The organism is Photorhabdus australis DSM 17609, assembly GCF_000711895.1.
In the GTDB taxonomy this organism is placed as follows: Bacteria; Pseudomonadota; Gammaproteobacteria; order Enterobacterales; family Enterobacteriaceae; genus Photorhabdus; species Photorhabdus australis.
Map to the genome: position 1 here is coordinate 41,153 of NZ_KL543986.1, position 10,779 is coordinate 51,931.

General features: G+C 48.6%; 8 protein-coding genes and 2 pseudogenes. All 10 read right to left on the minus strand.

Features of this window, described 5'->3' with window-relative positions; genetic code table 11:
- Nucleotides 1-51: 51 nt before the first annotated feature.
- The 10 genes and pseudogenes from tssE to BO26_RS19775 all read right to left on the minus strand — a co-directional run bounded on the left by tssE (nt 52) and on the right by BO26_RS19775 (nt 10,629).
- Nucleotides 52-486, minus strand: coding sequence for a type VI secretion system baseplate subunit TssE (gene tssE, locus BO26_RS19730; RefSeq protein WP_036774491.1), 435 nt, complete (start codon nt 484-486; stop codon nt 52-54).
- Nucleotides 487-489: 3 nt separating this feature from the next.
- Nucleotides 490-1,026, minus strand: coding sequence for a type VI secretion system lipoprotein TssJ (gene tssJ / locus BO26_RS19735; protein ID WP_036774492.1), 537 nt, complete (start codon nt 1,024-1,026; stop codon nt 490-492).
- A complete protein-coding gene (locus BO26_RS22535; RefSeq protein WP_072023312.1) occupies nt 1,007-2,143 on the minus strand; it encodes a type VI secretion system baseplate subunit TssF in 1,137 nt (378 codons plus the stop codon). The genes tssJ and BO26_RS22535 overlap by 20 nt, the downstream gene beginning before the upstream one ends.
- A gap of 57 nt (nt 2,144-2,200) precedes the next feature.
- On the minus strand, nt 2,201-3,799 hold the full coding sequence (gene tssA / locus BO26_RS19745) for a type VI secretion system protein TssA (RefSeq protein WP_036774494.1): 1,599 nt from the start codon (nt 3,797-3,799) through the stop codon (nt 2,201-2,203).
- 3 nt (nt 3,800-3,802) lie between these two features.
- A pseudogene (locus BO26_RS22925) lies at nt 3,803-4,163 on the minus strand (type VI secretion IcmF C-terminal domain-containing protein); the annotation flags it as partial.
- Between the two features lie 416 nt (nt 4,164-4,579).
- Complete coding sequence (locus tag BO26_RS19755) at nt 4,580-5,728, minus strand: hypothetical protein (RefSeq protein WP_036774497.1); 1,149 nt, start codon at nt 5,726-5,728, stop codon at nt 4,580-4,582.
- 409 nt (nt 5,729-6,137) lie between these two features.
- A complete protein-coding gene (locus BO26_RS21730) occupies nt 6,138-6,584 on the minus strand; it encodes a cytochrome c oxidase assembly factor Coa1 family protein (RefSeq protein ID WP_051691073.1) in 447 nt (148 codons plus the stop codon).
- Nucleotides 6,585-6,939: 355 nt separating this feature from the next.
- Nucleotides 6,940-7,179 (minus strand): annotated as a pseudogene (locus BO26_RS22540) (contractile injection system protein, VgrG/Pvc8 family); the annotation flags it as partial.
- 31 nt (nt 7,180-7,210) lie between these two features.
- The gene (gene tssH, locus BO26_RS19770; RefSeq protein WP_036774499.1) at nt 7,211-9,895 is read right to left on the minus strand and encodes a type VI secretion system ATPase TssH; all 2,685 of its coding nucleotides are present in this window, start codon (nt 9,893-9,895) and stop codon (nt 7,211-7,213) included.
- Nucleotides 9,896-10,137: 242 nt separating this feature from the next.
- Nucleotides 10,138-10,629 carry an Hcp family type VI secretion system effector gene (locus tag BO26_RS19775; RefSeq protein ID WP_036774500.1) on the minus strand — a complete coding sequence of 164 codons (492 nt, stop codon included), beginning with the start codon at nt 10,627-10,629 and terminating at the stop codon, nt 10,138-10,140.
- Between the last annotated feature and the right edge of the window lie 150 nt (nt 10,630-10,779).

Consider the following 10,779-nt stretch of genomic DNA (forward strand, 5'->3'; position numbering starts at 1 on the left):
AATGAGAATCTGTTTTAATCAGCGTCGAATGGCAAATAAAAATACAGCGGATTAATCTATGCGCCCTTGCTGGCGTAAATGGCGGATCAATACCTTCCCTTCCGGCACAAATTCGGTACTGAAACGCACCAATCCCACACCTTTCAATTCAGCGTTGACGTCATAACGCAGGTGCGCCGGCTCAAGTTGTGGCAATAATGTCACGTTGACTTGTTTCAAACGCGGTTCATAAGTCAATAGCGTATGTTCAATCGTCGAAGTCAAACGCTGTGACGATGCAGGCAAATCTTGCAAGATCGTGTTGAGATCGGGCAACCCATAATCCGGTAAATGGGTGAGTGAACCTGCACGACAGTTAAGGATACGTTGCATATTGTTCAGTACGGATAAAATCACCTGCTCCCGCTTACTGACCTGATCGATATCCAGATCTTCATTAAAGTTAAGCGTTAACATTTCGTAAAGTGAGGGCCTCAGCTGTTTCATCGATTACTCCTTCATGGGATTTAGTGTTAATGTGCCGTTACCTAATTCGATAGTACGCGGTTTATCTGCATCCAGCTCATCTCGCCGAATCACCAACCGCCAGTCATTATTGGTGGCATCGGGTGTATGAAACAGCCCCACTACCGCCACAAACTTCGCCGCCTTTTCCATCGGCATATCCAGCATCACACTCCCTTTTGGAGCCACTCTAATATCCCGTTGTGCCAACCTGTCCGCCTTAAGCGCCTCACTGTCACCTTTCAACAGTTCCGCATAACTAGCGCGTTCAAAAGCTTTATTGTCTTTGAGTTGATAAACACGTACCACCGTACTCAGCGGTGTTTGCGCGTCACTGGTGTTAAGCGCACTACGGGCACTGAAATCCAGATGCAGGGTCTTCACCTGCTTATGGAAAATGGATTGGGTAACAGCTACGGTGCCGTCGGTTATAGTCTGCGTCAGACCGCATCCTGCTAACCCAGCCGTTGCCAACCACACCATACTGCCCATCATGATTGATTTAAAATTGATAACTGCCATTCTCGGCCTCCCGATATTGATAACTTGGCAATAGCCCCTGATAATGTCCCAGATTAATCGTCACCATGCCTGAAACAGCCGGCGCTCCTGGTTTTAATCCTAATACACCTGTACGACCTAACCGGATACGCTGTTTCCCCAACTGAGCCGGTGGCAATATCCCTTTAGGTAAAGTGAGATGTAATCGCACACTGCAACGCCACCCCAGATAAACACGCAACAGCACCAATAGATCGGCATGGAATTCCTGCTGAGCCAACCGCACCCGTCGGCGATCATGCGGAACCACCTTTGCCTGTGTCAGAGGTGCCAGCAGCTCGACCAGCTTAATGGCCCCTTCGGCGGTTCGGGTTGACAGTCGCATAGTCCCGAGCAGGGCCAGAAAGCGGGAAACCGGCGTGTCAATCTGTTGTTGGCTACCCGGTATGCCCAAACCAACCAGCCCAAGCAAGCACTGTGATGTCTCATCTTTACCACCCGAATGATAAGTGGCTGGATAGGAGTATTTACGCCAGATACGGTAATACTGGGTCATCATCCGGTGGTTAAAAATATCCAGAAAATCGGTCACTCCCTCGTAGCCTTCACGACGCTGGGCAATATCGTCCAGATAAGCGGTAGGCAGCGGGCCACAGTCAAAACGCAGCCGGATCACCGAACGTCCATCTGGTTCATTTTGCAGCGTGGCAGAAGTGATATGCAGCGGCGTTATGCACATATCACGGGTAGTACGATAGTAGCAGCGAGTTTGACTTGGCCCTACAGGCTGGGATACCACCTCAAACCCTTTGGCAATACTTTCACTTCTTTGCAAATCTTGATAATCAGGCGCCAGTTCAACAATGGAGAGTGAGGGAATGGTGCGCATATAATGCGGCCACAACAGGCTAACCAACCCTTCCGTCAATTCCGGCAAACTATCGTCAAGTTTCTGACGCATCCGGCCCATCAGGAACGCAAAGCCTTCAAGTAACCGTTCCACATAAGGATCAAGATCATGCCCTTCATCCAGATTAAGCATTGCCGCCCGATCCGGGTGCGCCAGCGCAAACTCTTTACCCGCCTCACGCAGATAGTGCATTTCCGCCTCGTAATAGCGGAGAATTAAATCATCCATAAGATTGTTCTCGTCATTGTCATAAAAATCGAAGATAGGGAACTCATATCGGTAAAATCAGCCACATAGCACGGCGGCCCTGACCGGATCAATCGCCACCAATCCAGCTAGCAAGGTCTCCATACGTTGCGCCATTCGCGCTTTATCCTGTTCACTGCGCTGTGCTTTCGTCCGCAACAACTTAAGCAGACACGCTTTCACCTCAAACATCAGTACGGGTTCCCATTCGCTAAGATTAAATTGCCCATCGGCGTTCAGCTCGGTCAGCAAATGCAAAGCCATTTCATTTTTGCCGTATTGCTCCGCCACCCGAGCCATCAGTAAGCGCTGTAACCAGCGCTGTCGCGCTCCATTGATACTCGGCAGTTGCCCCAGCCAACGTAATGCAGCATCTATGCCTTCACTGTCCGCCAACTGCTGCGCTTCCGGTTCCAGCGCTAAAACATCATCATCGTGCTGGGACTGCATCGGTGAATGTACAAACGACCAATCTGCCTGAGAGTCATGAACTTGTTGGGCTATCCAGCCGACAGTGACTTCATCAGCAAAAGGTGTTCCGTCGTTATACGCCAGGTTTTCCAGTCCCGGCAGCCGCTCAAGCAGCATCCTCAGATCATGTTTCACCATCTCTGTCCAACTTTCATAGGTGCTACCCAATCGGTTTAACGCCTGACAGAGATACCACTGCAAATCCAGCCAAAAATGGTTAACACTTTCCGCGAACATTCGGTCAGCTTGCTCCAACAAATCGTGCCAGTTTTGTTGCCGATAAAGCCGTTTTAACAAAGCCCGGTATTCTGTGCGTGGCGGTACCAAGCGGGTACGCCCATCAGCATCTAATGGAGGTAATTGATGCACAGTATCCCAGCGGACACTCCGCATTAACCGTGCAGAAGAGAGCCAGCCCTGAGGTTGTTCACGCAGATAGCGTGCCAATTCACGGGCGCGTTCCAACAGATCACGCCCGGATTGCACCTGACACCACACTGATGGCTCCCCCTGAGCGGATAAATTACCCATCTCCCCAGATACGGGTACCCGCGCCGCTGTTTGTGGTACCACCGCATCCACCCCACCGGACTGAGCTAAGCGGTTTTCCAGATTGCCTGCCAGCCCAGCCAGAGAGGGCCGGGCATTTTCGTCCCAGGTAGCAAATGTCTGTTCCAATAACGCCACAGCGGACAGAATGTGCTCAAAGTCGGTACGATTTACCTCTGGATAGAGTGACAAACTGTCCTGAATCTTGGTGCCCATTAACCACTCCAGCGCAGCTTTTCGACTACCAGCCCGAACAGGTAACAAGGCTTCACCAAAACGCTCTACCAGTGCAGCCAGTAACCCCAGCCCATCGGCCAGACCTCTTTCACCCTCTTGGTGTAAACGCGCCCATACATAATAAGTCGCCACGCGGACATCTTTACATTCAGTGATCAGCAGCTTTTCCGCCAGTTTGCAGATAAGTGCCGTATCAATACCACTGAGCTTGTTGACCTCCTCCCGCATACGCTGAAAATCGTCGTTATAGACCGGATCATCACCCACAGGAGCATCAGCACGAATGGGTAACAACCAGTTTTCCCACCGTGCCGCCCTTTCCCGTGCTACAGCCAGCACATCACGCTCGGCAAAGCAGTTTGTTATCAATTGTTGCAACATGCTTTATTCCCCTTTCTCTCTAAATATCTGGCCCGGCAACCGGAACCCTTTCAGCCCCAACAGCACCAGCGGACCTCTATCCTGTTCAGTGCGTAAATCCCAGGTCAGCGCTAATCCGTCCGGCGCCATTAAACCTCAGCCGGTAACGACCCCCATCCAGCGCTTTCACCTGCGCCTGTTCCAGCCAGCACAGCAACCCCCACTCTCCCGGGTAATCGCCAAACACCCTCGCTCCCGTGTTCACATTCGTCCACGTCAGCACCACCCCGGGGTTATCGCTCTCGCCCGGCCAGCGCAAACGCTGCCAGCTCTCCATCTGGTTAAAGTAACGCAGACGCTGACCGTCTATCGTCAGGTCCGGTTGCGCCGTCAGTCCCGGGGCTATGGATTCCACTTGTTCCAGCTCACCCATGACCATTAAAATACGCACCTTAAACCGCCAGAAACGACCATAACGACGACTGAGATGAAAATTGATAATTTCCATCTTTTCATCTTCCGATAAATGAACTTTTAAACGCTTTTCTTTGACCGGATATAGCCCTTCCTGTTCTATTTTTCTTCTAATATGTTCCTGCCGATAAATCCCCACAATTATTGGCAAAAGACGAAATACGCCAAAAATCAAAACAGCTAATCCCCAGGAAAATGTTTTTTTATACTTCTCATCTAACCCGACTTTTTCACCATAAAGCCAAATACAAAATGCCAGTACCGAAGCAATGACAATAAATAGTGCTGTATTACCCGCTTTAGTCCATTTATTACCGATTATTTCCATTATTCCTCCAATACCTGAACGGTATTTATCACCCAGTGATATTCACTGTTTGTCAAAACCAAATAACGCGCTGAATTATATTGAGACAGATCTATTGCTAATCCGGTCGCCAACCAATAAGCTCCCGGGCCAGGTGCATCAATAATCTTGCCAATATTTTTAATCTGTTCCAGCTTTAATACTGCCTGCTGATTTTGGATAACTGACATTATCTGTGAAGTATATAAATACATACTGTCGTCATCTCCTATCATTCCTGTTGCCGCTTTAGCAGATAATTGAGTGCTGATAAAGATTTCGAATTCTCGTTCAAATTGTTCTGGATTAATCTCCATGGGTCGATATATTCTGGCTTTTTCCACCAAATCAAATTTTTTCACCAAATCATCCGTTGCCAGAAGAAATATACCTAAACCTTCTGAAAACTGTTCAGTGCTTTCAATTTGCATCAATATCAGCAATTGTACTTCACTTGTGGGGTCTTTTAACCAATTATCAATTTGCATCGCAGGCAAATAAGGCAATATATTTAATTTAGATAATGACCTGCCAGAAGGAAAAGCCGATTGCCAGTTCTCCTGTAATAACATTTCTAATTTTTCATATTCCTGCTCAGGGTAATTAGTGATAACCGTTATACAAATTGGCCTGTCAGGTGGTAGTTCATCAATGGCATTTTCTATACTATGTAATAATATCTTTACTGAATCCCGCCATTTATTCTCTGACCATGGAAAATAATCGATGGCTTTTCCTATGCCACATTGAACTTCAATTTTCGATTCTTCCTGCATGATAGTCGCTGCGGTTATCTTTTCTGGTAAAAATACACCGCTGTGCAATACAGACATATATCTGCCAGCCCAAGATTGCCATTCTCTCTCGATATACTGGTTCTCTTGATTCCAAAGACGATACATTTCCAGCCGATAACCAAAGAAATACAATCGCAGTCCAAAGACAACAAGCCATATCAGGCCCACCGCTCCCAGGAGCATCCACCCTTGTTGCTGCCTGAGAAATTCAGGCCATAACAGATAGCAGGCAACACCAATGCTAATAATCGCAATGAACGAGATAAACCAACGCCATAATATCGGCGGGACGGGTTCTTGCTGTATTGCTATTACTGGTTTATTCCAGCCCATATTTTTACCTTATATACCCGTTATCTTTCAAATTGCCTCTTTGTTAGTTGCACTCACCCCGGTCACATAATTATCTATGCTCCCGGGGATTCGCTCCCTGGCCGTCGCGATGCATCTTGAAATCCATTAGGTATAGAAACCTTTACTACACTTGAAATAACCTGACAATCCACGTAGCAGAGAATGATATTCCATTACACAGAATAAAATACCATTAACTCTACATTCCTTAATTTCTCTTTTAGGAATGAATCTCATTACGCTAAAATGAATATTAGATAATATCTGGAGGATTAAATAATTAATCAAACCATATAAATGAAATAACCTTTACTGTATGGAGCTATCCATTGTCAACAAATAATTCGTTCACATCTTTTAGGTTATTCACCACATCGCAGAATCGATATTACTTTTTCACATTAGGATTCAACAAATTAATCAGCCCCCCTTCGGTATCAGGCTGAACAGTCATTGTCTTATATTGCCAATGTCCTGAATGCTTCTCCGCCTCAACATAGATTTCACCACTGGATTTATTTCCCTTAATAGGTATTTCCAATTCCGCGTCACTATTGCTGATACTGCCAGAAATAAACCAACCTGCTTCAATTGGTTGCCCCAGAATACTCTTCACAATAGAATTAGATTGTGCCAGCGATAATGCTTTCTCATAGGGCTCTGAGGATTTCATTGTCCCCATAACAAACGTAAATACACCGACTATAAACAGAGGCACAAGGCAAAGAATAAGCCATTTGCATTTCCCTGCCACCCAACTGCGTTTTTCAGGAAGTAAGGACGTATCTGTCATGGTTTCGTTATTAGACAAATTCCACTCTTCTTTTATTTTCATCTCTTTAATACCTTTTCATTAGTTAAAATTAGTGCCGATGATAAACCCGAAATCATCATCAAAATCACGATCTCACATGACCTTATATTCGAACTTATTCTTCCTGAGAAGAAAGTTACCCAGTCGCTGACGTTTATTACCGGAAAATCTTAGACTCAAACTCGCATATTTAGTTTCAAAATAATTTAATCACACAGCAAAAAACATAACCTAATAATTCAATGAGTCCGCACATTTACCTTCTGCCAACCATGTTGTTCTACGGTCACTTGTGTAATCCAGCACCATCTTTGCGCGGATAGCTCAGCTTCACCCCGGTTTTGTCCGGCAGATGCAATGTCGCCCTTGTTCGCGATTCCGCCAGGATCCGTTGAATAAAATCCAGATCGCTCTCCTGCCATTGCACCACCAGTTCCCGCCGGGGGTATTCCCGCACCAGCGTGAACAAAAAATCCTGGCCACGAAAACCGTGTCGGTCACGCAGGACCTTTTCCACAATTTCCGGGACCGACTGATGCTGGTAAATGGCGCAACGTCGGGTATGGCGCAGCAGCGCCAGACGCGGTTCCAGACAGACCTGATAGTGGGTTTCATCCGCCTGACGCTGGCGGGCCAGCAGCATTTTTCTATCCATCATCATTTTCCCCGCTGTCAGATCCGGCAGTCTGTTCAGTGAAAGCGAGGATGATCCCCTCTTCTTCATTGAAACCTAACGTTACGCCGACAGGTTTATGATGATGTGCCAGACGTTCCAGCAGCGCCTGCGATAACACCGGTAAAATTTGTTGATTGAGCAGGCTGTCGATATTGCGCGCCCCACTGTCCGGCAACAGGCAGGCATTGACCAGCGTGTCACACAGGCCACTTTCCACCGTACAGATCAGGCCATAATGGGTGTTCAGACGTCGGGTGACTTGTCCCAGTTTGACGTCCACAATCCGTCTGAGCGCTTCCGACGATAATGGGCGGTAAATCACAGTCTGGAAGCGGGCCAACAGAGCAGGCTGAAAGTGATCACGCAATATGGGGCGTAACAATTCATGCTGGGTGGCGGTTGGAGCATCTGGCTGTTGTGCCAATAACGCCATTAGTTGATCACTACCCAAATTAGAGGTCATCAAAATGACGGTATGACGAAAATCGATCTCACGCCCTTCACCATCCCGCATAAAACCGCGATCAAAGACCTGATAGAACAGGTTCAATACGTCACGATGCGCTTTTTCAACTTCATCCAACAACACGACGCTGTAAGGGCGCTGACGTACCGCTTCCGTCAAAATACCGCCCTGTCCGTACCCCACATAACCCGGCGGTGAACCTTTCAACTGAGAAACCGTATGCGGTTCCTGATATTCCGATAGATTGATAGTAATTAGTGAACGTTCGCCCCCAAACAGGCAGTCGGCCAATGCCAGCGCGGTTTCCGTTTTCCCCACCCCACTCGGTCCCACCAGCAGAAAGACGCCCAGTGGTCCCTGTTCCGGCGTCAAACCGGTTTTAGCCGCCCGTAAACGTTGGGCTATTTCCCGCAATGCCACATCCTGACCGATAACCCGGTCGCCTAAATGCTGCTCAAGATGTAACAAACCGGTTTGTTCGTCTTTTAGCAAACTGCTTAACGGTATCCCCGTCCAGTCGGCAACCACCGTCGCGACGGTGCGCATATCCACATTCAATGAAAGTAACGGCTCATTACCTTGTAATTCTGCCAGCTCCTCCATGCCCTTCCTGAGTTCAGGTGTTTTGGGTGAATGTTGGCGTAAATCGAGAATGCGCTGAGCCAGGCTCTTTTCACGCTGATACTGTGCGGTGAGTTGTTCCGTCTGGCGTGCAACCTCTTCACGCTGAACTGCAATCTCCTTTAAGCGGGTGTTATCTTCCTCTGTCGGCAACACAACCCCATCCGCTTCAATCGCCTGTTGCTCCATTTCAAGGGCCGTCAGTTGTGCCTGATGTTGTGTCAATGCTTCTGGCACCGTATCCAGACTCATCCTCACCCGAGCGCTGGCCGTGTCCAGCAAATCCACCGCTTTATCCGGGAGCTGACGCCCGCTCAGGTAACGGCGAGACAAAGTGACCGCCGCTTTAACGGCATCATCCTGAATATGAACGCCATGGTAACGGGCATAACGCGCTTTCAGGCCGCGCAACATCAGGCAAGCAGTTTCATCATCCGGCTCGTCCACTTTGATCATCTGAAAACGCCGTTCCAGTGCCGCATCCCGCTCAAGATATTGTTTGTATTCCGACCAGGTTGTGGCGGCAATCGTGCGTAATGCTCCCCGTGCCAGTGCGGGTTTGAGCAGGTTAGCCGCATCGGTGCCGCCCGCCTGATTACCAGAGCCAATCAGCGTATGAGCTTCATCAATAAACAATAAGATCGGGGTCGGTGACTGTTGTACTGCCTCAATCACGTTTTTCAGCCGCTGTTCAAATTCGCCTTTGACCCCCGTCCCTGCCTGCAATAGCCCCAGATCCAGCGACCGCACGCTGACGGTTTTCAGGCTATCAGGCACCTGACCATCAGCAATACGCAAGGCTAATCCTTCCACCAGCGCGGTTTTTCCTACCCCCGGTTCACCGACCAAAATCGGGTTGTTTTTACGCCGACGCGACAGAATGTCGATCATCTGGCGAATTTCGTTGTCACGACCAAATACTGGATCAATACGGCCTTCAACGGCATGCGCCGTTAAATCCAACGTGAATTTGTCTAATACTCCCTGCAATGCTGGTGATAAGGTTTGGGAGTTTTGCACAGGTTTATCAGGATGCCTGTCTGCCACCGCAGGCCCCCCGTTGCTATCGGCCAGACGCGCCGCCGCCTGTACTGCCGGGCGCTCTTCTGAGTGCCTGTCTAGCATCGGGCGCAAATGTTGTAATTGGCTCACATTCAGGCTCATCAACGGCCAGGCACTATGGGCACGCAACCAAGCCGGCTGACCGCGCAGTACCTGCAACAGATGCACTGAGCGAATAGATTCATTGACCTCTTCTTGAGAAGCAACAGACTCAGCGACTTGTAATAAACGACACAAGCTATCTGACAACCGTGGACGTTGATTAATGCTACGAGGCAGACGATCAATCGTGGTCAATAGAGATTGCCATAATGAATGCATATCCCACTCGTAACGCCGGGCAATCACCGTAATATCACCCTCACCGTCTTCAAGTAGTTTTAGCAACCAGTGTTCCACAGTAATTTCAGCATGCGCTCGTGTCTGGCAGAGTGCCGCTGCCGCGTTTAATGCCTGAGCGCAATAGGGATTTAAGCGACACAATAATGAAGTCGATACCGTATCCATATAAATTCCGGTGTTAATTAAGAGGTCAGGTCACATTCGAGGAATAAGCCGTTTTGCCATAGCTACCGCACGGCTGAATCTCATCCGTGATTTTTTGCTCAAAATGTGCCCGATCTCGGGTAAAAAGTTATTAGTCTGGTGGGATATCCCAACCAGTCCCTGTGTTTAACCCGCACGGCGATAACGCCGCACCGGTTCGATTAAAATGGCCGCCATACCGAGGTATGGCTGCCTGTCAGTCATTACGCCTGATTGCGCTCATTCCACGCATCCGAGTGAATGATGTTGCCGTCTTTGTATGTCCAAGTGATTTTTTCGTAACGAAACTCAACCTGTTCCAGATGGTTGTGTTTCTCTTTGGTAGGATCTTTGATGTCATGCATCAGCGGCGCCACTTTCACCACCTTCACGTTCTCCAGTCGGGTGTTGAAATATTCCTTCTCCTGACCCGCGTCATCAATTTTGTACCACTTGATTTCCGCTGATTTCAGGGTTTGGCCAGAGGTGACCGCTTTATACAAATAAGGGGTTGAAGAATCGACTTCTTTAGTGAACACTAGCGGCGCGTGCACGCGGGTTCCGGTCAGCTTGCCAGTATTGTTGTCCGTCGGAATATGCAACGCATGTTCCAACGCCACAATTTCGATGCTGCCTTCACGGTTCTGTACATCGACAGACCCTTTGATGTCCGCACCGCCGTCATCTTTCAACCACAAATAAGCGGGGATAGCCATAATTTTACTCCTGTTTTTGCGTGTGTGATGTCGCCTGCACCGGCGACGTTGTTGTTGATAAAGAGCCTGACACCACCTGCAGTCGCTGGCAGGCGACTGCGTTAGGGACCAGACGGATTTCAACTCTGCGGTTGGCAGCACGCCCCGCAG

Excerpts from the sequence above, each read along its gene's own strand:
- tssE (WP_036774491.1), bottom strand. The coding sequence starts at position 486 with ATGAAACAGCTGAGGCCCTCACTTTACGAAATGTTAACGCTTAACTTT.
- tssJ (WP_036774492.1), bottom strand. The coding sequence starts at position 1,026 with ATGGCAGTTATCAATTTTAAATCAATCATGATGGGCAGTATGGTGTGG.
- BO26_RS22535 (WP_072023312.1), bottom strand. The coding sequence starts at position 2,143 with ATGGATGATTTAATTCTCCGCTATTACGAGGCGGAAATGCACTATCTG.
- tssA (WP_036774494.1), bottom strand. The coding sequence starts at position 3,799 with ATGTTGCAACAATTGATAACAAACTGCTTTGCCGAGCGTGATGTGCTG.
- BO26_RS19755 (WP_036774497.1), bottom strand. The coding sequence starts at position 5,728 with ATGGGCTGGAATAAACCAGTAATAGCAATACAGCAAGAACCCGTCCCG.
- BO26_RS21730 (WP_051691073.1), bottom strand. The coding sequence starts at position 6,584 with ATGAAAATAAAAGAAGAGTGGAATTTGTCTAATAACGAAACCATGACA.
- tssH (WP_036774499.1), bottom strand. The coding sequence starts at position 9,895 with ATGGATACGGTATCGACTTCATTATTGTGTCGCTTAAATCCCTATTGC.
- BO26_RS19775 (WP_036774500.1), bottom strand. The coding sequence starts at position 10,629 with ATGGCTATCCCCGCTTATTTGTGGTTGAAAGATGACGGCGGTGCGGAC.